This is a genomic window from Amycolatopsis ponsaeliensis, from assembly GCF_030182635.1.
Classification (GTDB): Bacteria; Actinomycetota; Actinomycetes; order Mycobacteriales; family Pseudonocardiaceae; genus Amycolatopsis; species Amycolatopsis ponsaeliensis.
Genome location: NZ_JAPZLD010000012.1, coordinates 17,294 through 39,178 on the forward strand (window position 1 = coordinate 17,294; position 21,885 = coordinate 39,178).

Below are 21,885 nucleotides of genomic sequence, written 5' to 3' on the forward strand. Positions count from 1 at the left end.
GGCGAAATTCGCTGGCGCGCTCTCCGAGAATCGGTAAACATGCGTGTATGACTTCCGCGACCAGACCCCGGCCGTCGCTCGCCGAACCGGCCGCCGACACCGACGAACCGGTCCCCCTCCGGCGGATCGCCGGCCTGTTCCGCCCGCACCGCCGGCCCCTCGCCGCGCTGTTCGCGCTGATCGTGCTGCAGGCCGGCCTCGGCGTCGTCTCGCCGTTCCTGCTGCGCGAGATCCTCGACGACGCCCTCCCGCACCGCGACACGCTCCTGATCAGCGTCTTGGCCGCGGGGATGATCGTCTGCGCGGTCGGCAGCGGCTCCCTCGGCGTGGCCACGACCGGGCTGTCCAACACCATCGGCCAGCGGGTGATGAACGAGCTGCGCGTCACCGTCTACGGCCACCTGCAGCGGATGTCGCTGGGCTTCTTCACCCGGACGAAGAGCGGCGAAGTCCTCTCGCGGGTGTTCAACGACATCGGCGGCGTCGACAACGTCATCACCACGACGGCCGGGTCGGTGGTCCAGAACGCGACGACGACGATCGCCATCACCGTCGCCCTGATCGTGCTCGACTGGCAGCTCGCGGCGCTGTCGCTGATCGTCGTCCCGCTGTTCCTGCTGTTCACGCTCCGGCTCGGCAAGAAGCGGCGGACGCTGGCCCGCGGCCGGACCCGGCGGATGGCCCGGCTGACGACGATGGTCGAGGAGTCCCTCTCGGTCACCGGCGTGCTGCTCGCGAAGACGATGGGCAACGAACGGGCGATGCGCGAGCGCTTCGGCGCCGAGTCCCGGGAGATCGCTTCACTGGAACGCGCGGCGGCGCTGGCCGGGCGCTGGCAGATCGCGTCGCGCGGGATGAGCCTGACCGTCATCCCCGCGCTCGTCTACTGGATCGCCGGCCTGGCCCTGGCGGGCGGCGCGTCGCCGATCTCGCTCGGCACGGTCGTGGCGTTCACCAGCATGCTCAACCGGCTGGTCGCACCGGCCAGCGCGATGCAGACGATCGGGCAGAACGTCGCGACGTCGAAGGCGCTGTTCGGGCGCATCTTCGAGGTGCTGGACCTGCCGGTCGAGATCAGCGACAAGCCGGGCGCGGGCACCCTGGACGTGCGGCGCGGCGACGTCTCCCTGCGCGGGGTCTCGTTCCGCTACGACGAAGACGGCCCGCTGACGCTGAAGGACATCGACCTCCACGTCCCGGCCGGGACCACGGCCGCGCTCGTCGGCTCGACCGGTTCGGGCAAGACGACGCTCGCGTACCTGGTGGCGCGGCTGTACGAGGTGAGCGACGGGTCCGTCGAGATCGACGGCACCGACATCCGCGACGTGACGCTGGCGTCGCTCGCGGCGGGTGTCGGGATGGTGTCGCAGGAGACCTACCTGTTCCACGACACCGTCCGTGAGAACCTGCGCTTCGCGAGGCCGGACGCGACCGACGAGGAGATCGAGGCGGCGGCGAAGGCCGCGCACATCCACGACACCCTGGCCGGGCTGCCCGAGGGCTACGACACGGTCGTCGGCCAGCGCGGCTACCGCTTCTCCGGCGGCGAGAAGCAGCGGATGGCGATCGCGCGGATCCTGCTGCGCAACCCGCCGGTGCTCATCCTCGACGAGGCGACCAGCGCGCTCGACACCCGCACGGAACGCTCGGTGCAGGCCGAGCTCGACCGGCTCGCCGCGGGCCGCACGACACTGACGATCGCGCACCGGCTGTCCACTGTGGAGCACGCCGACCAGATCGTGGTGCTGCACGAAGGCCGGATCGTGGAACGCGGGACGCACGACGAGCTGCTGGCGCGCGACGGGCGTTATGCCCGGCTGGTCCGGGGAACCGCCTAACCTGGGGCCATGCAGCCCGAACCCGACGCCCTCGGCCGAGTCACCTTGCAGATCAGCGAGGACGCCGAGCTCGCCGACCTGGCCCACCGGGTGCGCGAGGGCGTCGGGCGGCTGAACTGGCGGATGCGCGCGGAGCGGGACCTCAACGGCCCGGGTCCGGCGGTGCTGGCGGTGCTGAGCCGCCTCTACCGGGCGGGCACGCACACGCCGACCGAGCTGGCCGAAGCCGAACGGCTGCAGCCGCAGTCACTGACCCGGATCCTCGCGTGGGTGACCGAACGCGAACTGGTGACGCGCTCGCCGGACCCGGCGGACGGGCGCCGTTCGCTGGTGAGCATCACGCCGGCGGGGCTGACAGTGCTGCGCGAGTACAGCGCCCGCCGGGAGCGCTGGCTGGCCGGCGCGATCGAGGCGACATTGTCACCGACCGAACGGCAGCTGCTGAAACTGGCTTCGGAGCTGCTGCTCCGGGTCGCGGACGCCTGAAAGCCGCCGCGGAGACCCCTCGATCCCTCCACGGCGGCTCCGGGCCACTCCCCTCTGTCGCTCCGCCTCCCCGCGGTGCGACACGGGTTCCGGGAACGGGCCGCTCCTCCGTCGGCCCGCCCCGGAACCCTGGTGCCCGGACGGCTCACCTCCCCAGGGGCCGTCCGGTTTCCCTCCCCCTCGCCAGCGATCCGGTATCCGCTGACAGGACGAAGTCTGCCGCGCCGGAACACCGGCCAGCAGTGGGAGAACCCTCAATTACCCGTGGGTAGTACTACTCAGGACGTCGTCGTGCGACCGCGGGCAGCGGCCCGCTTCGCCGTCGTACGCGCCTTCGCCGCCCTCGACGCGGCAGCCTTGGCCTTCGCGACGGCCGCACTGCGCGCGTCCTCGGCTTCGGACGCCGACTCCTGCAGCGCCGCCAGCAGCCGCGTGACGCCCTCCGCCTGCTCCGCGGCCGTCGGCTGGACGACCTCGGCGCCGTCGATCTTCGCCTGGACCAACGCCTGGAACGCCTCGCGGTAACGGTCGGGGTAGCGGCCGGGGTCGAACTCGCCGGTCAGCTCCTCGACGAGGTTCACCGCGCGCCGCAGCTCGCCGGGCCGGATGTCGACGTCGGCGTGCCGGAACGGGAAGTCGGGCGTGCGCACCTCGTCCGGCCACAGCATCGTCTCCAGCACGATCACCTGGTCGCGCACGCGCAGCGCGCCGAGCGTCTCGCGGCGGCGCAGCGCGACCGTGACCAGCGCGATCCGCCCGGACTGCTGCAGGGCCTCGCTGAACAGCACGTACGGCTTCGTGCCCGCCGGCTCCGGCTCGAGGTAGTAGCTCTTCGCGAACCAGATCGGGTCGACGTCGGCCAGCGGCGCGAAGCCGCGGATGGCGATCGTGCGGCCGGGCATCGGGAGCGACGCGAGTTCGTGGTCCGACAGCAGCACGACGTCGCCGCCGGGCACGGTGTACCCGCGGACCATCTGCTCGGGCGGCACCTCAGCGCCGTCGACCTCGCACACCCGCTTCACCCGGACGCGGCCGCCGTCGGCGTCGTGCACCTGGTGCAGCGGGATCTCGCGGTCCTCGGTCGCGCTGTACGCCTTCACCGGGATGGCGTAGCTGCCGAACCCGATCGTGCCCATCCACATCGCGCGCATGCGAGCCACCTCCGCAGCTCCCAGGCTAGACAGGCGCCCGCGCGCCCCGACAGCTACAAACGGGTGTCAGGCGCGACGGATTCGCTCACACATTCGAACGACGGCGTGACCTCGTCGAGCGCTTCGGCCGCGCAGCGGGCCGCGATGGCCGCCTCGCGGAGCACCTCGGCGACGACCTCGACGTCCGGCGGCGGGGCCGCGGCCAGCGCGTTCGCACCGCCTTCGACGCGGGCGGCGAGGCCGGCGAGCGCATGGGAGATGGCTTCCTGGCTCGCGATCAGGTGCGCGACGACGTCGGTGAGCTCGCCGGTCGTGGCGCCCGGGCCGCCGCAGCGCAGGCCGGCGGCGAGTTCCTCGGCGCAGGAGCGCAGGTGAGTGGCGACGACCGTCGGCGGCAGCGTCAGGTCCTGCATCACTCACCCCCTCAGGCCGGTCAGATCAGCCATCGTGCCACCGCACGGCCCGTCATCGGAGGCGACACACCGCAGGGCACTTATTTGACCGATCGTTCTCGAAACGGCTAGGGTTTCGATCATGTCCCGGGTCAAGGAGTTCGACGTCGACGAAGCCTGCGACGCCGCGCTCGCGCTCTTCCGGCGTCAGGGCTACGAAGCGACGTCGGTCAGCGACCTCGTCACGCACCTCGGCGTCGCGAAGGCGAGCCTGTACGCCACCTTCGGCACGAAGCACGACTTCTACGTAACGGCGTTGAAGCGCTACGCCGAGCGGACTGACACCCGGGTGATGACCGAGCTGTCGAAACCGGGCTCAGGCGTGGCCGCGGTGCGACAGCTTCTCGACGGATACGTCGCGGACATCCTCGGCGAAGACGGGCCCGTCGGCTGCTTCGTCGTCAACGCGGCGATCGAGCTGCTCCCCCGCGATCCGGCGGTCGCCCGGATCGTGGAGCGCAGCTGGGACACCCTCGAAGTCGCCCTGACCATGGCGCTCGAACGCGCTCGGTCGCAGAGCGAACTCCCCGTTGGCAGCGACCCGGCAACACTGGCGCGCTTCCTGCTCACCGTGCTCCAGGGACTGCGCGTCCTGGGCAAGGGCACGGACGCGGCGAGCCGGCTGCACGCGGCCGTCTCACAGGCGATGCGCGTACTCATTCGAGACTGATCAGACCAGAAAGAAGGCAGACATGGGGGCACGGTTCGCAGGCAAGGTCGTCCTGGTGACGGGCGGCGGCTCGGGCATCGGGCTGGCGACGGCGAAGGCGTTCGCGGCGGAAGGCGCGACGGTCGTCGTCGCGGGCCGGGACGAGCAGCGGCTCGCGTCCGCGGTGAAGGAGATCGGGGACGCGGCGAGCGCGGTGACGGTGGACGTCACCGACTCGGCGGACGTGGCGCGGATGGTCGCCACGGTCGTCGAGCGGCACGGCGGGCTGGACGTCGCGGTCAACAACGCAGGCATCCTCGGGTCGCCGGCACCGGCGGCGGACCTCGACGAGGACGCCTTCGGCGCGGTGATCGGCACGAACCTCACCGGCACCTGGCTGTGCCTGAAGCACGAGGTCGCGCACATGCGGGCGCACGGCGGCGGCGCGATCGTCACGATCGCGTCGAACATCGGCGCGCACGGCCGGCTGCCGAACATGGCGGCCTACGCGGCGTCGAAGGCCGCGGTGAGCGCGCTGACCCGCACGGCGGCGCGCGACCACATCGCCGACGGCGTCCGCATCAACGCGGTCAGCCCGGGGGCGACCGCCACGGACATGTCGCTGCGCCCCGGCGAGACGGACGCCGACCGCGCCGAGCGGCTGAAGGGCGCGATCCCGCTGGGCCGGGTGGGGGCCACCGCCGAGGTGGCCGCCGCGGTGCTGTGGCTGGCTTCGGACGAAGCGGCCTTCACCGTGGGGCACGACCTGGTCGTCGACGGCGGCGCGACCGCCTGAGCGGCCCCACCCGGGCCCGCGGGTACTGGGCAGGCCGGAGCTCCTCCGGCGGGAGTTCACGATTCACGGTTGCGCATGGTGACGTTTCCCCTCTCATGGTGGACGGACGGGTGTTCGGCGGGATCAGGACTCGCGGTTGCGCACGGCGCGTCTCCTTCCGGACGTCGTGGCAGGCGGGCGTGGGTTCAGGACTCGCGATTGCGCACGGGGCTCTCCTCTCGCGCGTAGCGGACGGGTGGGTACTGGTTCAGGACTCGCGGTTGCGCACAGCGCTCTCCTCTCGCGCGTGATGGACGGGGTGGGCACTGGTTTCAGGACTCGCGGTTGCGCACTTGGCTCTCCTCTCCTGCGTCGGGCTCGGATCAACAGCGGCTCAGGACTCGCGGTTGCGCACGGCACGTCTCCTCTCGGGCATTCCGGCGGGGCTTCGGCGGCTCAGGACTCGCGGTTGCGCATGACGGCCTCCCTTCGCTGCTCCGAACGTGTGGCAATCGTCGATCGCGGTCGCCCGATGTGGTGAAGTGGACGCGGATCGTCGGATCACCCAGGGGAGTTGCACCCGCCTTGAGTATGGACGGCGCCCGTCCGGCCGAACCCCGCGTGGGCCGGATCCGTGGGGCGCTGAACCCTGCTCACTGGACGCTCTGGCAGCAGCGCGGGTCGCTGATCTTCTACTGCTTCCTCGTCGAGTCCGTGGCGCTCGTGGCCACCGTCTGGACCGCCGCCGTGGTGCCCGTCCACGGGTGGGATTTCGTCGTCTTCGGCGTCCTCGTCGTCCTCGGCGTGCTGCAGGCGGAGCTCGGCAGGCAGATCGAGCGCGTCCGGCGGCTGGTGTCCGACACCCCGCACATCAACCTGACGTCGGTCTGGACGTTCGCCGCCGTGCTGCTCCTGCCGCCCGCGCTCGTCACGGCCCTGATCGCCGTCCTCTACCTGCACCTGGCGACGCGCAGCCTCGCGCGGATGAAGCGCGTCCCGCCGTTCCGGACCGTGCTGAACGCGACACTGGTCGTGGTCACCTGCTACTCGGCCGAGTTCGTGCTGGCCCGGCTCGGCGTCGGCGACATGTACTCGGCGCTGACGTCGGGCTGGCGCGGCGTCACGGCCATCGCGCTGGCCGCGGTGACGTACTTCCTGGTCTCGGCGATCACGATCGTCCCGGCGCTGACGATCACCAAGCGCACGATCAAGGCGTTCTTCGGCGGTCTCGGCGACAACCTCCTCGAGGTCGCGACGCTCTGCCTGGGCCTGCTCACGGCGTTGACGCTGGCCACGCTGCCGGCGCTCGCCGTCGCGATCGTGCCGCCGCTGCTGGTGCTGCACCGGGCGGTGCTGATCAAGCAGCTCGAGATCGCCGCGACGACCGACGAGAAGACGGGCCTGTTCAACACGACCGGGTGGCATCTGCTCGCTTCGCGCGAACTGGCCCGCGCGCAACGCAGCTCACGGAGCACGTTCGGCGTGCTGATGATCGACCTGGACTTCTTCAAGCTGATCAACGACGCGCACGGTCACCTGGCGGGCGACACGGTGCTGCGCGCGGTCGCGGCGACGATCAAGAGCGCGGTGCGCGACTACGACTCGGTCGGCCGCTTCGGCGGCGAAGAGTTCGTGGTCCTGCTGCCGGACATCGGCCCGGCGGCGGTCCTCACGGTGGCCGAGCGCATCCGGTCGGCGATCGAGTCGCTGAAGGTCGAGTACGAGGACGGCACCCACCTGCGCGTGATCGACGCGCTGTCGGCATCGATCGGCGTCGCGACGTACCCGGACGGCGGCACGGCCGTCGAGCGCCTGCTGCAGGCCGCGGACAAGGCCCTTTACCGAGCCAAGGACGCGGGCCGCAACCGCGTCGTCGACGGCACCGCCACCGCCTAGGAAACAGCGGGACTACCGGGATCCAGCCGCCAAAGATTTCCAAGGACTTTCAACAGGACCTCCTGTCTCCCCTCGAGGACGGCTGGAGTCCACTCGGGACTATCGAGTACCTGCCCGGTCAGGACGAACGGCGGCCAGCTCGTCTTCTCGAAGTACTTGGTCTTCTTCACTTCGAACTCGAGGTTGCCAGCCTGAGAGTTCTTCCGTTTCGAAAGCAGGACGAGGTTCGCCAGGCGGTGAACCCAATACGACCGCTCTTGCGGAGTGAACGCCGTGGTCCACGCGCTGTCCACAGCGGGCGATTGGGGCAAAACGTGCTCTACGCTGATCAACGGGGAGTGATCGTAGCTCGTCCCACCGTCCGACAGCGCAGAGTCGAGGCGTAGCAGCACGTAGAGGCGAATCCGCGTGACCGTGTAGATCTCGGCGTTCAGCTTCGTGGTGGTCGCCGTTCGTTCTTCAGCGGACAACTGAAGCGGGGACTCGTCCGCGTACAGGTCGAGATCGCTCTCCATCCAATCCAGGACGCGTCCGTAACGTTCGACCCGGCGGGTGATGTCCACCCGGCGGACGAGCATGCTCGCCGCTAGCCTTTCGAGTTCGGCAAGGAAGCGAAGAAGCTCCGCGGAATCGGCGGTCGGACGACTGAAGTAGCTGATGGCCGGGGGAATCCAGTCCGTGTTGTCCAGCAGTTTCAGCCAGCCCAGCAGCCTGTTGATCGCTTCTGCGTCAGCGTCCCCCCCGGCGTAGCTCGCACGCGTGACCACCTCGAAGGCGTCCGAGTAAGGAACCAGTACGTCGTCAATGAACTTCTTGCCGTCCGATACGCGCTGCAGGACCGACGCGCGGAACTCCTTGAGGATCGACTCGCGAGCCTTCGTCTTCGCATACACCATCCGGATGTGGGAGAAGAGATCGCCGAAGTCGTTGCGGCCGAGATCGTCCTCCTCGTGGGCCCATTTGGTGGTGTAGGCGTCCTGATCGGCGTCCGGGATGGAGCCGATGATCTCCGCTTTCAGGATGTCGGTATGCGTGAGATCCAGACCGCGCTCGTTGAGCACCGAGAAAATGCGGTAGGCCGACTCGAAGTCGGCAGTCGACACCACGACCAAGTACGTGTGCTGGTCGATGAACGAGACCAGCCGCTCGCGCTCCACCATCTCGAGCTCGTTCAGCCGGGACTTGAGCTGGAGCGCGTTCTCGACCAGGCGTGCCCGGCTGTCGGGTCGCACGTTCGTCAATGACGGGAGGAGAGCGTTTCCTTTTCGTTCCTGGATGTACTTCTCGAAGAACCCCTGATCCTGGTCCCGCAGGCGGAGACGAGGTTGATCGGCGGTCTGTTTGATCGGGTCCCCCTTCTGGAAGAGCCGGCTCTCCAGTGAAGCGGCGAAGGGAGGCGAGACACAGTCGCGGAGAACGCTCAGGAGCACTGTGAGAGTGGTGAGACGCTGCTGCCCGTCGACCACCTCGGCCAGCGCTTGCTTTTCCGCCTTGACCAGCACGATGCTGCCGAGGAAGTAGGGATCCGCTTCGGTGAGCGAATCCTTGGCGCGAGAAGCGGCGAGAAGATCATCGAACATCTCCCCTGCCTGGTCGGTCGTCCACGCGTACGGGCGCTGATAACGAGGGATCGTGAAGTGGTAGTCGTCGGTGAAGATCTCGCCGACAGTGTGCTCCGCTGCTTGGATTTTTGTCCCGGCCATGCGGGAGAACTCGGTGGGAAGACGTCGGCCGTTACAGGAATTGCCGCATCGTTCGGGAAGTCGTGGCCACACTGCCTGCTCGACCTCTCGTCACCAGCCCGGCTCGATGCTGCCGCGACAGTGGCCACCCCGGACAAGGCCCTCTACCGGGCCAAGGACGCGGGCCGCAACCGCGTCGTTGACGGCACCGCCACCGCCTGATCCACTCCCCCGTTTCCCGGCCCTGACCAGCCGACTTGTCATTTTTGCTCGGCTGAGCTAAATTTTGCTCATGCGAGCAAGAACGTTCACCGAGTCCGGCAGGCGGGCCCAGATCGTGCGGGCGGCGATCGAAGTGATCGCCGAGGACGGCTACGCGAAGGCGTCGTTCAGCCGGATCGCGAAGCAGGCGGGCCTGTCGAGCACCGGCATGATCAGCTACCACTTCGCGGGCAAGGACGACCTGCTCGCGGCGTGCGTCTCCGAGATCGAGCTGGTCACCGGGGCGTTCATGCAGCCGCGCATCGACGCCGCCGTCGGCCACGTCGCGCAGCTGCGTGCCTTCGTCGAAGCGAACGTCGAGCTCGTCGGCGAGCACCCGGCCGAAATCCGCGCGCTGATCGACCTGGTGAAGAACGCCGGCTCGCAGAGCGCCGGCGTCAACGGGCGGCTCGCGCTGTTCGAAGAGCACTTCCGCACCGGGCAGGCAGCGGGCGCGTTCGGCCCGCTCGACGCCCGGACCACGGCGCTCGCCTTCACCTCCGGCCTCGACGCCGTCGTCGCGACGGCGGCCGCGGCCGGGCTGGAACCCGCTGAGCTCGCGCGCATCGGCCGTGAGCTCGCCGACCTCTACGTGCGGGCGACCGCACCCGAATCCACTGGGGAACACGGATGATGATCGAAGAGAAGACCGAACCCGACGCCGGCCTGCGCCGGCTGGTCCGCGCGAACGTGCTGAACGTCGTGTTCGAAGTGATCGTGCCGATGGCGCTGTTCTACGGCCTGCGCGCGGCGGGCGTGAGCCAGTGGTGGGCGCTGATGGCCGGCGTCCTGGTGGCCGCGCCGTACGTGGTGTGGACGATCGCGCGCAACCGCAAGGTCGACCTGGTCGCCCTGGTCACGTTGAGCGTCCTGGTGCTGTCGGTCGTGCTGGGCCTGCTCTCGGACGACCCGCGCACGCTGGTGATCCGCGAAGGGTGGACCGCGGCGCTGGGTGGCGTGTTCGGCGCGTGGATGCTGGTCTCGGTGTTCATCGGCCGGCCGGCGCAGCTGACGCTGGGCCGCACGATCGCCGAGGTCAAGCGCGGCGCCGAAGGGGCGGATGCGTGGGTGGGCCGCTGGGACACCGACGCCCGGTTCCGCCGTGGCCTGCGGATCAACACGGCCGTCTGGGGCGCGGTGCTGCTGGCCGGCGCGGTGCTGCACATCGTGCTCGTCTACACGCTGCCGATCGACCTCATCGCGCTGGTCACCAACGTGGCGTGGTTCGGCGCGCTGGCCGTCCTGATCGTCTGGCACCTCTGGTACCTCAAGAAGGCGAACCTCGATGCCTGACGTCCTCGTGGCGGGCGCCGGGCCCACCGGCCTGCTGACCGCGTTCGAGCTGGAGCGCGCCGGGCTCGACGTGCTGGTCCTCGAACGGGACGCCCGGCCCACGACGCAGTCGAAGGCCCTCGGCCTGCAACCCCGGTCGGTCGAGGTGCTGGCCGACCGCGGCCTGCTCGCCGCGATCGAGCCGCACGTGCAGGCGAAGCTGCCCGCCGGGCACTTCTCGGGCCTCCCGATCGACTACACCGACCTGCCGACGCGCTTCCCGTACCAGCTCGGCGTGGAACAGGTCCACGTCGCGGCGGCGATCGAGGCTCGGCTGCGGACCCCGGTACTGCGCGACGCGGCCGTCACCACGGTGACGCAGGACGACGACGGCGTCACGGTCACGGCGGGTGGCCGTACTCACCGGGCCGAGTGGCTCGTCGCCGCCGACGGTGGGCACAGCACGGTGCGCACGCTGCTGGGTGCCGCGTTCCCCGGCAGCCCGGCGCGGATCTCGCTGGTCGTCGCGGACCTGACCCTGTCGGCCAAACCCGCCGGCCTGGCGGAGGCGTGGACGCTGCCGTCGTCGGGGTCGGGGTACCTGCTGCCGCTGTCCGGCGGCCGTTTCCGCACGATCGTCTTCGGCGAAGAGCAGCAGCGGCTGGGTCGCGACGAGCCGGTCACGCTCGACGAGCTGCAGCGGGCCTTGACCGCCGCGCACGGCCCGGAGATCGAGGTGGGCGAGGTGCGCTGGGCGTCACGCTTCGGCGACGCGGCCCGGCAGCTCGAGCGCTACCGCCACGGCCGGGTGCTGTTCGCCGGCGACGCCGCGCACGTCCACCTCCCGGTCGGCGGCCAGGGGCTCAACCTGGGCCTGCAGGACGCGGCGAACCTCGGCTGGAAGCTGGCCGCGACGGTCCGCGGCACGGCGCCGGACGGCCTGCTCGACAGCTACCACGACGAGCGCCACCCGATCGCCGCCCGCGTGCTGGTCAGCACCCGCGCCCAGGCGGTGCTCGGCGTGCCCGACCCGGACGCGGCAGCCGTGCGGGAGGTCGTCACGGGGCTGCTGGCCGTCCCCGAAGCCCGCCGTGCCCTCGCCTCGGAGCTCTCGGGCCTCGGGGTGAGCTACCCGGGGGTGTCCGGTCGCGCCGAGGTGCCGGCCGCACCCGACGGCCGCGCCATGCTGATCGGTGCGGCCCTCCCCGGGGGATGGGCCGACCGGGTCGAGCCGCGGTCCGGCGCCGAGCCGCGGCTCGTCCGGCCGGACGGGTACGTGGTGTGGTCCGGTGGCCCGGGCCTGGAAGACGCACTGCTGCGGTGGTTCGGACGACCCGAGGCCGGCTTGCCCGCTCACGCGTTCACGGCGGACACCGCTTGCGCGACCGCGTGACCTGAGACCCGCGGCCCGGTTCACCCGAGCCGCGGGCCCGATCGCGTCATGTCGGCGGCTACACCGGTCCGCTCACGAAGCGGCGGCCAGGATCGCCTGCTCCACCTCGCGCCGCCAGCCAGGCTCGATGCGGCCGCCGCGGGGCGTCACCGCGAACGAGTCCACCACCGCCCCGCCCACAGTCGAGACCTTCGCCCAGCGGACCTCCGCGTCGCAGCGGCGCAGGGCGCCCGCGACCCGGAACAGCAGGCCGATCCGGTCGGCGGCACGCAGTTCGAGGACCACCGTGTCGGGACCGCTCGTCTCGTCGTCGAACCAGAGGACCTTCGGCGCGACCGGGGCCGCGCCCGGCGATCCGTAGTCGCGTTCCTTCGCCGCCAGGCGCTGGGTGAGCGGCAGGGTGCCGGCGACCGCGCGGGCGAACTGCTCGCGCAGCAGCGTCGCGTCCGGCAGGGAGCCGAACTTCGGGGACGCCGTGAAGATGCCGGCCCGGCCGCCGTCGTGGCCGCGCAGGACCGCCGAGTGCACTTCCAGCGAGTTCAGCGCCAGCACGCCCGCCGCCGGCGCCAGGAGCTCCGCGCGGGCCGGCACGGCCAGCAGCACCGTGACGACCTTGCCCTGCGCGCTGATCCGGATCTCGCCGGTACCCGAAGCCACGGCCTGGGCGACGAGTTCGCGCTGTTCGCTGTTCATCGGTTCGGGCGCGGTGAAGCCCTTGCCGCGCAACACTTCCTCGCACCCGGTGACGAGCTCGGCCAGCAGCCGCGCCTTCCAGTCCGTCCAGACGCCGGGGCCGGTGGCCAGCGAGTCGGCCTGGGTGAGCGCGTGCAGCAGCTCGACCAGGACGAGGTCGCTGTCCAGGGTCTTCACCACGCGCCCGACCGTCTCCGGCTCGCTGATGTCGCGGCGCGTCGCGGTGTGCGGCAGCAGGAGGTGGTGGCGGACCATCGCCGACACCGTCGCCGCGTCCGCCGGGCTCAGCCCGAGCCGCGTCGCGACCTGGAGGGAGATCTTGGCGCCCAGCTCCGAATGGTCGGCGTCGCGGCCCTTGCCGATGTCGTGCAGCAGCGCGCCGATCAGCAGCAGGTCCGGCCGCGGCACCGTGGTGGTCAGCTTGGCCGCCTCGACGCAGGTGCGCACGAGGTGCCGGTCGACCGTCCACTGGTGCACCGGCGAACGCGGCGGCAGGTCGCGGACCGCGCCCCACTCGGGGAACAGCCGGGCCCACAGGCCGGTCCGGTCGAGCGACTCGACGGCGTCGACCAGGCCCTCCCCCGCACCCAGCAGCTCGACCAGGGCGTTCAACGCCTCGGGCGGCCACGGCGCCCGCAGCTCCGGCGCCGATTCCGCCAGCGCCTTGAGCGTGCCGAGCGCGATGGGCTTGCCCGTGCGCGCCGACGCCGCGGCGACCCGCAGCAGCAGCGCCGGGTCCTTCGCGGGGACGGCGTCGCGGGCCAGCGCGACCTCGTTCCCGTGCAGCACGACGCCTTCCGCCAGCGGAGTGCGCGACGGCCGTCGCCCGAAGCGCGGTTTCGGCGGCTCCACAGTGGACCGGAGCGCGACGTCCAGCGCGTACGCGATCGTGCGCCCGGCGCCGGAAAGCTTGCGGGCCAACGTGAAGCGGTCGCCGAACCCGAGTTCGGCGGCCACCAGCTCCGCCTCCGGTGCGGACAGGATGTCCCGTTCGCGCCGGATCTCCCGCCGCAGCTCGGTGCGGACGTCGAGCAGGAGCTCCTTGGCTTCCAGGAGCTCCTCGCCGGGTCGCGCGGTGAGCTGTGCCGCGGCCAGGGCTTCCAGGACGGCGAAGTCCCGCAGCCCGCCCCGCCCGTGCTTGAGGTCGGGTTCGGCGGACTGCGCGATCTCGCCGCTGCGGGTCCAGCGCTGCCGGACCGACGCCGTCATGTCCGGGATCTGCTTGCGCGCGGTGCGGCGCCACTGCTCGCGCGCCGCGGAAACCAGCCGGCCGGTCAGCTCGGCGTCCCCGGAGAGATGCCGGGCGTCGAGCAGGCCCATGGCCGTGCGAAGGTCCTCCGAAGCGACCTTCAGTGCTTCGCCGGGCGTCCGGACCGAGTGGTCCAGCCCGACTTTCGCGTCCCACAAGGGATACCAGAGCGCGTCCGCGATCTCGCCGACCTTGCTGTTGCCGTTGTGCACCAGCACCAGGTCGAGATCGGAGAACGGCACCAGCTCCCGGCGGCCGAGCCCGCCCACGGCGACCAGCGCGACACCCGGTTCCGCGGTGTCGACGCCGGCCGCCGAAGCTCCCCTGCCCAGCCAGAACTCGTAGAGGTCGACCAGGGCCGCCCGCAGTGCGGACGCCCCCAGCCTCCCGTGCCTGCCCTCGAGCAAACGCTCGGTGGCCTTGACCAGTTCGCCCCCGTCGGCCATTTCCCGGTCGCCTATAGCGCGTCCGTGCCGCGCTCGCCCGTCCGTACCCGGATGACCGTCTCGACCGGGGTCACCCACACCTTGCCGTCGCCGATCTTGCCGGTGTGCGCGGCCGTGGTGATGGCCTCGAGGACCTTCTCCACGTTGGTGTCGTCGGTGACGACCTCGATCTTCAGCTTGGCCACGAAGTCCACGGAGTACTCGGCACCGCGGTAGACCTCGGTGTGGCCCTTCTGCCGGCCGTAGCCCTGGACCTCGCTGACCGTCATGCCCAGCACGCCCAGCTGCTCCAGTGCGGAGCGGACGTCGTCGAGCGTGAATGGCTTGACAATCGCCGTGATGAGCTTCATGCCTTGCTCTCCTCGAGTTTCGCGGCCGGGGCGGTCTTGACCGGAATGATGGACGGAGCGCCACCGCCGGACAACCCGGTGAAGTCGTACGCGCTCTCCGCGTGCTGGGCCTCGTCGATGCCGCTGACCTCGTCCTCGGTGCTGACGCGGAAGCCGCCCGCCTTCTTGATCGCGAACCCGATGATGAAGGACAGGATGAACGAGTACGCGAGCACCGCACCGGCGGCCGCGGCCTGACGACCCAGTTGGGTGAACCCGCCGCCGTAGAACAGGCCGTCGGCGCCGAGCGCGTTGACGCTCGTGGTGCCGAAGAAGCCGATCAGCAGCGTGCCGACGATGCCGCCGACCAGGTGGACACCCACGACGTCGAGCGAGTCGTCGAAGCCGAACTTGAACTTGAGCGAGATGGCCAGCGCACAGAGGACACCGGCGATCAGGCCGATCGCGATGGCCCCGAGCGGGCTCACGAAACCACACGCCGGGGTGATGGCGACCAGGCCGGCGACCGCACCGGAAGCCGCGCCGAGGGTGGTCGGCTTGCCGAACTTCAGCTGCTCCACGATCAGCCAGCCGAGCACGGCGGCGGCGGTGGCGACGGTCGTGTTGGTGAACGCGACGGCGGCGAGGTCGTTGGCGGCCAGCGCCGAACCGGCGTTGAAGCCGTACCAGCCGAACCACAGCAGGCTGGCGCCGAGCAGGACGAACGGCACGTTGTGCGGGCGGCCGGTGTCCTTCGGCCAGCCCTTGCGCTTGCCGAGCACGAACGCCAGCGCGAGACCCGCGGCACCGGCGTTGATGTGGACCGCGGTACCACCGGCGAAGTCGAGTGCCTTGAGGTTGTTGGCGATCCAGCCGCCGACCGCGTTCTCGCCGACGAAGCCGTTGAAGGAGAACACCCAGTGCGCGACCGGGAAGTACACGACCGACACCCAGATGACGACGAACAGCGTCCAGCCCCAGAACTTCGCGCGGTCGGCGATGGCGCCGGAGATCAGCGCGGGCGTGATGATGGCGAACATCAGCTGGAACATGACGAACGCGAGCACCGGCAGCGCGTCCGTGCCGGGCCAGGCCACGGCAGGCGCCGAGTCGGTGGCGGCGACCGCGAAGCCGGCGAGCTTCCCGAAGGTGTTCTCCAAGCCGGCGAAGTGGAAGTTACCGACGAGGCCGCCGAAGGCGTCGTCGCCGAAGGACATCGAGAAGCCGTACAGGGCCCAGAGCACCCCCACCACGGCCAGCGCGATGAAGTTCATCATCAGCATGTTCAAGACGCTCTTCGCGCGGACCATGCCGCCGTAGAAGAAGGCCAATCCTGGTGTCATGAGCATGACCAGCGCGGCGCTGGCCAGTACCCATGCGGTGTCTCCTGCGTTCAGCACATCGTCCTCCCGTGCCCTGGGTGTCCTGCGAAGGCAGTTTTGGCGCGCGGTGTTTCACGAGGCGGCGCGCAAGGTTTCACCCGCGTGAACTGTCCGTGCCCGGTTGTTACGGCCAGGTTTCCCGGGACGTGTCCTGGAGTGTCTGGTTGCGTAACGTCGTGGTCGAATATCCCCATGACCTCCAGTGACCACGGGAATGACCCACTGCCACCCTTGGTCGTGGAAGCGTTGCGCTGTTCGGTGTGCGGTACACCGCTGGATGCCGTCGATCGCACGCTGCGTTGCGAAAACCGCCACTCTTTCGATCTAGCTCGCCAGGGTTACGTGAACCTGTTGCACGCGCGAATCCCGGCCGGGACGGCGGACACGGCGCCCATGGTCGCGGCCCGCGCGGACTTCCTGGCGTCGGACGCGTACCGGCCGCTCGCGGACGAACTGGCTCGCGTGTGCGCGGAGGCGGACGGCCTCGTGATCGACGCGGGCGCCGGCACGGGCTACTACCTGGCGCACGTCCTGGAGGCGGCGCCCGCGGCTTTCGGTCTCGCCTTGGACGTCTCGGCGGTGGCGTTGCGGCGCGCGGCCCGCGCCCACCCGCGCCTGGGTGCGGCGGTGTGGAACCTGTGGGAGCCGTGGCCGGTGGGCGACGAGGTGGCATCGGCGGTGCTGAACGTCTTCGCGCCGCGCAACGGGCCGGAGTTCCACCGCGTCCTGCGGCCCGGAGGGTTGCTGACGGTGGCGTCCCCGGCCCCGGACCACCTCCGCGAGCTGGGCGACCTGGTGCTGTCGGTGGACGAGCGCAAGGAGGAGCGCCTGGACGGCACCCTCGGCGAGTACTTCGCCCGCACCGGCCGGACGGAGGTCCGCAGGACGGCGCGGCTGACCCCGCGGCAGATCCGCCAGGCGGTGGAGATGGGCCCGACGGCCTTCCACCTGGACCGCGGCGACCGGCGTGCCCGCCTGGACGCGCTGACGGAGCCCCAGGCGGTGACGGTGTCGTTCACGGTCTCGACGTACCGGCGGCTGTGAGGCGTCCCGCTCTTCGGGCCTCGCACGCCATGCGGGTGGATCGCCGAGGTCTGGAAGGCTGGGTGACGTGAAGCCCGACTGGACCGCGCCCGCGACCCTGCTCGCGGACCCGGAGTGGGTACGCGCCCGCATCGGCGGCGCGGCCAAGCTCTACGGCTGTGCCCGGCCGGAGGTCCTCGGCACGATCTGGTGGTACTCGCTGTCGTCGGTGCTGGTGGCGCCCGCGCTGGAGAGCCTGGCGGCTGCGACGGACGGCGCCGCAAGCCCAGTGCTGCCCGGCCGAGCGGAGCGCTCAGCTGCGGCGGGCTCGGTGCCGCCCGGCCAAGCGCAGTCCTCGGCAAGCGGCCCGACAGCTGTCCAGGCACCATCCGGCCAAGCGCAGCGCTCGGCAAGCGACCCGACAGCTGTCCCGACGTCACCCGGCCAACCGCAGCACGCGGTAAGCGAACCGGCGACAAACCCGACACCACCCGATCGGACCGCCACCCCCGCCGGCCGGTCTCCGCGGCTCGTACTGGCCGACCCGTCGCTCGACGCCATGGAGATCGACCTCCTCGCCGACGGCCGGTTCCTCGGCGCCCGCTCCACCCGCTCCCTCATCGGCGGGCTGCCCGAACTGGGCACCGCGTTCGGCGAGGCGCTCGGGGCCGCCATCACCACGATCGCCGCCGTCACCGGCGCTCGGGCGCGCGCCCTCGGCGCCATCGCCGCCGACTCGATCGGCAACCGGCTGCTGTGGACGCCCGATCCCGAGCGCGCGATGGCCCTGGCCGAACCGCTCGTGGCCGCGATCGGCCTGGACCTGCCGAAGCCGCGTTTCGTGCGCGTCGGCCGGACGCCCGCCGTGCGCCGCGCGTCGTGCTGCCTGATCTACGAGGTCGGCAACCCGAAGTGCGTGAGCTGCCCGCGCCAGACGCCCGCCGAGCGCGAAGCACGGCTTCGCGCCGCCCTGGGCTGACGCACCTCAGTCGAGGACGGCCAGCTCCAGCCCGCGCAGCCGCTCCGGGTCGGCGATGACCTCGATGCCGGTGATCCGGTCGCCGTCCACCTGGAACGCCAGGACGACCGACAGCCGCCCCTCGCGCACCCACAGCAGCCCGGGCGAGCCGTCGACGAGGGCCAGCTCGCTGGCACGAGCCCGCTCGGACGCCAGCACCGCGCCCTTGCGCACGTTCTCGACGCCGCGCAGCACGACCGGCGCCGGGCTCGGGCCGACGAACCGGTCCGCGTGCAGCACCACGTCCGGGTCGAGGAGCGCGAGCAGCGCTTCGAAGTCGCCGCCCCGCGACGCGGCCAGGAACGCCTCGACGACCTTGCGCCGCCGCGGCAGGCCCGCGTCCGCCGCGGTGCCGCCCTTGACCCGCCGCCGGGCCCGGCTCGCGAGCTGCCGGGCCGCCGCCGGAGTCTTGTCGATCATCGGCGCGATCTCGTCGAACGGCACGGCGAACATGTCGTGCAGCACGAACGCGACCCGTTCGGCCGGTGCCAGCGCGTCGAGCACCACGAGCAGCGCCAGCCCGACCGAGTCGGCCAGCTCCGCCTCCTGCTCGGGGTCCCGGCGGTCCTCACCCTGCTCAGGCCGGCCGTCCAGAGGCTCCTCGCGGTGGTTGCGACGCGTCCGGAGCATGGACAGGCACACCCGCGCGACGACGGTCGTCAGCCACGCGCCGACGTTCTCGACCTCACCCGTGTCGGTGCGGTCGAACCGCAGCCAGGCTTCCTGGAGAGCGTCGTCGGCCTCGCTCGCCGAACCGAGCATCCGGTAGGCGACCGCCCGCAGCCGCGGGCGCTCCTGCTCGAACCGTTCGGTCAGCGTGTCCACCGTTTCCCGTCCCCTTCGCGCCGCAGTCGTAGCAGTAGACCCCGCGACGACGGCCGATGTGACGAGAACGCCTGGACACCTCCGAGTGATCTGAGTCATTCAGGACGGGCTCGTGACCACGCACCCGCTAACTACCCATGTACCGCCCTCCTCGGCTCGTACCACGTCTCTCCCGCCGGCTCCCCCGCCATGTTCCAGCTCCACGAAATCCGCGGGGTGATCCGGGAGTACCGCCCCGGCCCGACCAAGCCGGCCCGTTCCACGGGCTCGTCCGCGTCGCCGTACACCCGGATCGCCCGCGCGACGAACGGCTGCAGCGACACCAGGTCGTCCACCACGAGCGCGACCTTCCGGCGGCCGGCGGCGACGTTCCGGAACTTGCGGGTCGCCGCCACCGCCGCGCCGACTCCGCCGACCCAGAAGTGTTCGCCGTCGAACTCGAACGCGAGCGGGACGACGTCCGGCTGCTCGCCCGCGCCGAGCGTGGCGACGCGGGCGAGCGGCTGCGAACGCAGGTAGGCGATCTCTTCGGCGGTGAATGTCATGAGCGCTCCTCTTCACGATCCGGATCCACCCGCTACACGAATGCGCGGCACCCGGATCGACAGCTCAGAGCACGCAGAACTCGTTGCCCTCCGGGTCCGCCATCAAGATGTGGTCCGGGCGGCCGTCCAGCTCGTACTCCTGCACCACCGTCGCGCCGGCCGCGGTGAGCCGGGCGACCGCTTCGACGACCCGCTCCCACCGCGTGTCCCACGGGACCTCACGCCCGCCGCCGGCCTGGACGTCCAGGTGCAAGCGGTTCTTCACGACCTTCCCCTCGGGCACCTTGAGGAAGCTCAGGTTCGGCAGCACGCCTTCCGGATCGCTCAAGTAGGCGCCGTCATCCCATTCGGTTTCGGGGACTCCGTGGTGCGCGAACCAGTCTTCCCAGCTCGCGAACCCGGCGGGTGGCGGCCGCTCGATGTAGCCGAGGGCCACCGCCCAGAACCTCGCCAGCGCGCGGGGCTCCGCGCAGTCCATCGTCAGAGTCCACCGCACCGTCACGGACGAAGCGTAGCCGCGAGAAGCGCCACCGCACCCTTCGCGACGGCGATTCCCCGTGCGGCAACGTGGTCTTCGTTCAACGGAGCGACCGGGTCCGACACCATGACGCTGGTGACCAGCGAGCGGCCGTCCGCGGTCCGTGCCAGGTAGTTCAAGGTCAGCACGCCGGGTTCGCTGCCGCCCTTGAACCAGACCTCCGGGAACTTCACCCGGTCGAGTCCGAGGCCGCCGTCGTTCAGCGACAACGCGTGCCCGATCTCCGGCTGGTTCTCCTTCTGCAGCCCGGAGAAGGCGCGGCAGATGTCGTCCGGGGAACCGAACCACTCGATGTCGTCGATCTTCTCGGGCGCCTGCCAGCTCTGGAGACCGGTGAGCGGAAGGCGCTCCAGCCCGGCGACCGCGGCGGGACGCGCCCAGCGCGGCAGCGCCAGGTAGGCATCGGCGCGAGCCGGGTACTGCGTGGCCTTGAGCTCGAACATCGCCTTCGTGGTCAGGAACGGGATGTTCGCCGACGGCCGCTGGTTGCCGAACTCGGTGAGCTGCCGTTGCACGGCGTCCCGGCCGAGCCGGTGGATCAGGTGGTCGGTCGCGGTGTTGTCGCTGATCGAGATCATCTTGTCGGCGTACGCGGACAGCGGGAGCTGCGTGCCGGCCGGTTCGTTCTGCAGCACCCCGGACGGCAGGCTCTTCCAGTCGTCGCGGATCGCCAACTGCTCGCTCCACGACGCCTTGTGGTCTGCGACCGCTTTGCCGAGCGCACCCAGGACGTAGAGCTTGAAGGCCGAGCCGAGCGGCCGCTGCACGTCGTCACTCACACCGTGCACGTCCCGGCAGCGCCCGTCCGGGAGGATCTCCGACGCCCCGAACGACACGCGGGCGCCCAGCGCCGCGAGCTGCGCATCGACCTCCGGCCAGGACGCCGGGACCGGGTCGTCCGGGCTCGACCTGAGCCCGTCGATCAGCCCGGCCTGGTCGACGTGCAGGTCGAGCAGGTAGTCGTCGGCGGGTCCGTGCACCGCGGCCTCGACGTGGTCCGGAGCCTCGGTGACGATCCGTTTCAGCTCGATCCGGCCGAGCCGCGCGAGTGCGCCGTTGATGCCCGCCGTTCCGCCCGCGGCGGTGAGCAGGACCTGGGCGATGTGCTCGCTTACCTCGGCATCGGACACCGGGACGCGCCCGGTCGCGTCGACCACCCACTCGAGCTGCTGCGTCGCCGTGGGCACCTCGGCGGCCTGGGCGGCCGGAGCCACCAACGGCACCAGGACCGCGACCACCCCCGCTATCGCTGTCTTCATATTTCCCCCTGTGTTTCCATCGTTCCCCCTTGGTCACCGGCTACTGGTCGGGCGGCCGGATCCACAGCCCGGCCACTTGGCCGTCTTCGCGGTAGGTCACCTGAACGGTCCGCTCGCCGGCCTCGAAGGCCAGCGGCATGTGGACGACCGTGTAGTCGCCCGTGGACCGCGCATACGGTTCCCCCATCCCCTCGTAACTTCCGACCGATCCGGCCACCTGGGCCCAGGCGAGCCGCAGCTCGTCCTCGCCGACCGCCGCCTGCATCCGGTCGTCGAAGTCGCGCCGTACCTCGTGCCATTGGCAGCCGACGAGCTCTGCCACGAGCCCCTCGGCACGGTGGATCGCGTCCGGCGGCTTCAGTTCTGTCATGGACGCTCCCGTCGCCGGGTCGACCGGCCGGCCGAACCGCTGGAAGGCGGCCTGCCTACTGGTGCCCAGCAGGTCGCCGATCTCCTGCCACGTGTGCCCGGCCGCCCTGGCCGCGTCCACGGCTTCCCGCAGTGTCCCTTCGGCGTCACGGACTTTCCGCAACGCCTCACCGACCGCGGCCAAGGGTCCTCCCGGCACAACGTCAAGAGTGGATTGACGCGGCCTGGTTGTCAAGTCACTCTTTACGTGCGCCCGCTGCCGGCGGGCAGCGCTCCGGCAAGTGGCGTCACAGTACTGGCGATTTCGCCCAGCTCCGCGCCGAGGTGGCAGCGGCTTGCCACAGGAAGCACATT

General features: G+C 70.9%; 20 protein-coding genes and 2 pseudogenes. 11 read left to right on the forward strand and 11 right to left on the reverse strand.

From position 1 onward, the window contains the following. Window positions 1–47 precede the first annotated feature (47 nt). Both QQ657_RS19200 and QQ657_RS19205 read left to right on the forward strand, forming a co-directional pair. Entirely contained in the window at window positions 48–1,838 is a 1,791-nt protein-coding gene (locus QQ657_RS19200; protein WP_284743543.1) for an ABC transporter ATP-binding protein, read from the forward strand. A gap of 9 nt (window positions 1,839–1,847) precedes the next feature. Continuing rightward, window positions 1,848–2,324, forward strand: coding sequence for a MarR family winged helix-turn-helix transcriptional regulator (locus tag QQ657_RS19205; RefSeq protein WP_284743544.1), 477 nt, complete (start codon window positions 1,848–1,850; stop codon window positions 2,322–2,324). Between the two features lie 278 nt (window positions 2,325–2,602). Here QQ657_RS19205 and ku read toward each other — a convergent pair whose 3' ends face one another. Together ku and QQ657_RS19215 are read right to left on the reverse strand one after the other, a co-directional pair. Then, window positions 2,603–3,475, reverse strand: coding sequence for a non-homologous end joining protein Ku (gene ku, locus QQ657_RS19210; protein ID WP_284743545.1), 873 nt, complete (start codon window positions 3,473–3,475; stop codon window positions 2,603–2,605). Window positions 3,476–3,528: 53 nt separating this feature from the next. Continuing rightward, window positions 3,529–3,888, reverse strand: a complete 360-nt coding sequence (locus QQ657_RS19215; protein ID WP_284743546.1) for a hypothetical protein — start codon at window positions 3,886–3,888, stop codon at window positions 3,529–3,531. A gap of 121 nt (window positions 3,889–4,009) precedes the next feature. Between QQ657_RS19215 and QQ657_RS19220 the strand changes: the two genes are divergently transcribed. The 3 genes from QQ657_RS19220 (at window position 4,010) to QQ657_RS19230 (ending at window position 7,247) form a co-directional block, all read left to right on the forward strand. After that, complete coding sequence (locus QQ657_RS19220) at window positions 4,010–4,597, forward strand: TetR/AcrR family transcriptional regulator (RefSeq protein ID WP_284743547.1); 588 nt, start codon at window positions 4,010–4,012, stop codon at window positions 4,595–4,597. 22 nt (window positions 4,598–4,619) lie between these two features. Then, the gene (locus tag QQ657_RS19225; RefSeq protein ID WP_284743548.1) at window positions 4,620–5,372 is read left to right on the forward strand and encodes an SDR family NAD(P)-dependent oxidoreductase; all 753 of its coding nucleotides are present in this window, start codon (window positions 4,620–4,622) and stop codon (window positions 5,370–5,372) included. A 570-nt stretch (window positions 5,373–5,942) separates the two neighbouring features. Further along, a complete protein-coding gene (locus tag QQ657_RS19230; RefSeq protein ID WP_284743746.1) occupies window positions 5,943–7,247 on the forward strand; it encodes a GGDEF domain-containing protein in 1,305 nt (434 codons plus the stop codon). On the opposite strand, the gene QQ657_RS19235 is transcribed toward QQ657_RS19230, so the two are convergent. Next, window positions 7,244–8,950 carry a DUF262 domain-containing protein gene (locus QQ657_RS19235; RefSeq protein WP_284743549.1) on the reverse strand — a complete coding sequence of 569 codons (1,707 nt, stop codon included), beginning with the start codon at window positions 8,948–8,950 and terminating at the stop codon, window positions 7,244–7,246. The genes QQ657_RS19230 and QQ657_RS19235 overlap by 4 nt on opposite strands. A gap of 271 nt (window positions 8,951–9,221) precedes the next feature. Here QQ657_RS19235 and QQ657_RS19240 point away from each other — a divergent pair, with 271 nt between their 5' ends. From QQ657_RS19240 to QQ657_RS19250, 3 genes are read left to right on the forward strand one after another with little or no spacing between them, the layout of a single operon-like run. Beyond that, window positions 9,222–9,824, forward strand: coding sequence for a TetR/AcrR family transcriptional regulator (locus QQ657_RS19240; protein ID WP_284743550.1), 603 nt, complete (start codon window positions 9,222–9,224; stop codon window positions 9,822–9,824). Next, window positions 9,821–10,483 carry a VC0807 family protein gene (locus QQ657_RS19245; RefSeq protein ID WP_284743551.1) on the forward strand — a complete coding sequence of 221 codons (663 nt, stop codon included), beginning with the start codon at window positions 9,821–9,823 and terminating at the stop codon, window positions 10,481–10,483. The genes QQ657_RS19240 and QQ657_RS19245 overlap by 4 nt, the downstream gene beginning before the upstream one ends. Further along, a complete protein-coding gene (locus tag QQ657_RS19250) occupies window positions 10,476–11,855 on the forward strand; it encodes an FAD-dependent oxidoreductase (protein WP_284743552.1) in 1,380 nt (459 codons plus the stop codon). Before QQ657_RS19245 ends, QQ657_RS19250 begins: the two co-directional genes overlap by 8 nt. A gap of 72 nt (window positions 11,856–11,927) precedes the next feature. On the opposite strand, the gene QQ657_RS19255 is transcribed toward QQ657_RS19250, so the two are convergent. Genes QQ657_RS19255 through QQ657_RS19265 form a run of 3 tightly spaced genes read right to left on the reverse strand, consistent with a single transcriptional unit; the run spans window position 11,928 to window position 15,972 of the window. Continuing rightward, window positions 11,928–14,243 (reverse strand): [protein-PII] uridylyltransferase, encoded by a 2,316-nt coding sequence (locus QQ657_RS19255; RefSeq protein ID WP_284743553.1) that lies wholly within the window; start codon window positions 14,241–14,243, stop codon window positions 11,928–11,930. An 11-nt stretch (window positions 14,244–14,254) separates the two neighbouring features. Further along, complete coding sequence (locus QQ657_RS19260) at window positions 14,255–14,593, reverse strand: P-II family nitrogen regulator (RefSeq protein ID WP_086677886.1); 339 nt, start codon at window positions 14,591–14,593, stop codon at window positions 14,255–14,257. Then, on the reverse strand, window positions 14,590–15,972 hold the full coding sequence (locus QQ657_RS19265) for an ammonium transporter (protein ID WP_284743554.1): 1,383 nt from the start codon (window positions 15,970–15,972) through the stop codon (window positions 14,590–14,592). The genes QQ657_RS19260 and QQ657_RS19265 overlap by 4 nt, the downstream gene beginning before the upstream one ends. A 174-nt stretch (window positions 15,973–16,146) precedes the next feature. Between QQ657_RS19265 and QQ657_RS19270 the strand changes: the two genes are divergently transcribed. The 3 genes and pseudogenes from QQ657_RS19270 to QQ657_RS56970 form a co-directional block, all read left to right on the forward strand. After that, a complete protein-coding gene (locus tag QQ657_RS19270; protein WP_350310686.1) occupies window positions 16,147–16,998 on the forward strand; it encodes a putative RNA methyltransferase in 852 nt (283 codons plus the stop codon). 67 nt (window positions 16,999–17,065) lie between these two features. Further along, window positions 17,066–17,251: pseudogene (locus tag QQ657_RS56965) on the forward strand (Fe-S oxidoreductase); the annotation flags it as partial. A 264-nt stretch (window positions 17,252–17,515) separates the two neighbouring features. Continuing rightward, window positions 17,516–17,956: pseudogene (locus tag QQ657_RS56970) on the forward strand ((2Fe-2S)-binding protein); the annotation flags it as partial. Between the two features lie 6 nt (window positions 17,957–17,962). Here QQ657_RS56970 and QQ657_RS19280 read toward each other — a convergent pair. From QQ657_RS19280 to QQ657_RS19300, 5 genes are all read right to left on the reverse strand, one after another. Then, entirely contained in the window at window positions 17,963–18,820 is an 858-nt protein-coding gene (locus QQ657_RS19280; RefSeq protein ID WP_284743557.1) for a sigma-70 family RNA polymerase sigma factor, read from the reverse strand. A 131-nt stretch (window positions 18,821–18,951) separates the two neighbouring features. Next, window positions 18,952–19,365 carry a PPOX class F420-dependent oxidoreductase gene (locus QQ657_RS19285; protein ID WP_284743558.1) on the reverse strand — a complete coding sequence of 138 codons (414 nt, stop codon included), beginning with the start codon at window positions 19,363–19,365 and terminating at the stop codon, window positions 18,952–18,954. 64 nt (window positions 19,366–19,429) lie between these two features. Next, entirely contained in the window at window positions 19,430–19,843 is a 414-nt protein-coding gene (locus QQ657_RS19290; RefSeq protein ID WP_284743747.1) for a VOC family protein, read from the reverse strand. Window positions 19,844–19,863: 20 nt separating this feature from the next. Continuing rightward, window positions 19,864–21,162, reverse strand: coding sequence for a serine hydrolase (locus tag QQ657_RS19295; protein ID WP_284743559.1), 1,299 nt, complete (start codon window positions 21,160–21,162; stop codon window positions 19,864–19,866). 40 nt (window positions 21,163–21,202) lie between these two features. Then, on the reverse strand, window positions 21,203–21,715 hold the full coding sequence (locus QQ657_RS19300) for a DUF3887 domain-containing protein (RefSeq protein ID WP_284743560.1): 513 nt from the start codon (window positions 21,713–21,715) through the stop codon (window positions 21,203–21,205). Between the last annotated feature and the right edge of the window lie 170 nt (window positions 21,716–21,885).

Excerpts from the sequence above, each read along its gene's own strand:
- QQ657_RS19225 (WP_284743548.1), top strand. The coding sequence starts at position 4,620 with ATGGGGGCACGGTTCGCAGGCAAGGTCGTCCTGGTGACGGGCGGCGGC.
- QQ657_RS19260 (WP_086677886.1), bottom strand. The coding sequence starts at position 14,593 with ATGAAGCTCATCACGGCGATTGTCAAGCCATTCACGCTCGACGACGTC.
- QQ657_RS19255 (WP_284743553.1), bottom strand. The coding sequence starts at position 14,243 with ATGGCCGACGGGGGCGAACTGGTCAAGGCCACCGAGCGTTTGCTCGAG.
- QQ657_RS19270 (WP_350310686.1), top strand. The coding sequence starts at position 16,147 with ATGACCTCCAGTGACCACGGGAATGACCCACTGCCACCCTTGGTCGTG.
- QQ657_RS19240 (WP_284743550.1), top strand. The coding sequence starts at position 9,222 with ATGCGAGCAAGAACGTTCACCGAGTCCGGCAGGCGGGCCCAGATCGTG.
- QQ657_RS19215 (WP_284743546.1), bottom strand. The coding sequence starts at position 3,888 with ATGCAGGACCTGACGCTGCCGCCGACGGTCGTCGCCACTCACCTGCGC.
- QQ657_RS19230 (WP_284743746.1), top strand. The coding sequence starts at position 5,943 with ATGGACGGCGCCCGTCCGGCCGAACCCCGCGTGGGCCGGATCCGTGGG.
- QQ657_RS19290 (WP_284743747.1), bottom strand. The coding sequence starts at position 19,843 with ATGGACTGCGCGGAGCCCCGCGCGCTGGCGAGGTTCTGGGCGGTGGCC.
- QQ657_RS19220 (WP_284743547.1), top strand. The coding sequence starts at position 4,010 with ATGTCCCGGGTCAAGGAGTTCGACGTCGACGAAGCCTGCGACGCCGCG.
- QQ657_RS19295 (WP_284743559.1), bottom strand. The coding sequence starts at position 21,162 with ATGAAGACAGCGATAGCGGGGGTGGTCGCGGTCCTGGTGCCGTTGGTG.
- QQ657_RS19245 (WP_284743551.1), top strand. The coding sequence starts at position 9,821 with ATGATGATCGAAGAGAAGACCGAACCCGACGCCGGCCTGCGCCGGCTG.
- QQ657_RS19205 (WP_284743544.1), top strand. The coding sequence starts at position 1,848 with ATGCAGCCCGAACCCGACGCCCTCGGCCGAGTCACCTTGCAGATCAGC.
- ku (WP_284743545.1), bottom strand. The coding sequence starts at position 3,475 with ATGCGCGCGATGTGGATGGGCACGATCGGGTTCGGCAGCTACGCCATC.
- QQ657_RS19250 (WP_284743552.1), top strand. The coding sequence starts at position 10,476 with ATGCCTGACGTCCTCGTGGCGGGCGCCGGGCCCACCGGCCTGCTGACC.
- QQ657_RS19235 (WP_284743549.1), bottom strand. The coding sequence starts at position 8,950 with ATGGCCGGGACAAAAATCCAAGCAGCGGAGCACACTGTCGGCGAGATC.
- QQ657_RS19285 (WP_284743558.1), bottom strand. The coding sequence starts at position 19,365 with ATGACATTCACCGCCGAAGAGATCGCCTACCTGCGTTCGCAGCCGCTC.
- QQ657_RS19200 (WP_284743543.1), top strand. The coding sequence starts at position 48 with ATGACTTCCGCGACCAGACCCCGGCCGTCGCTCGCCGAACCGGCCGCC.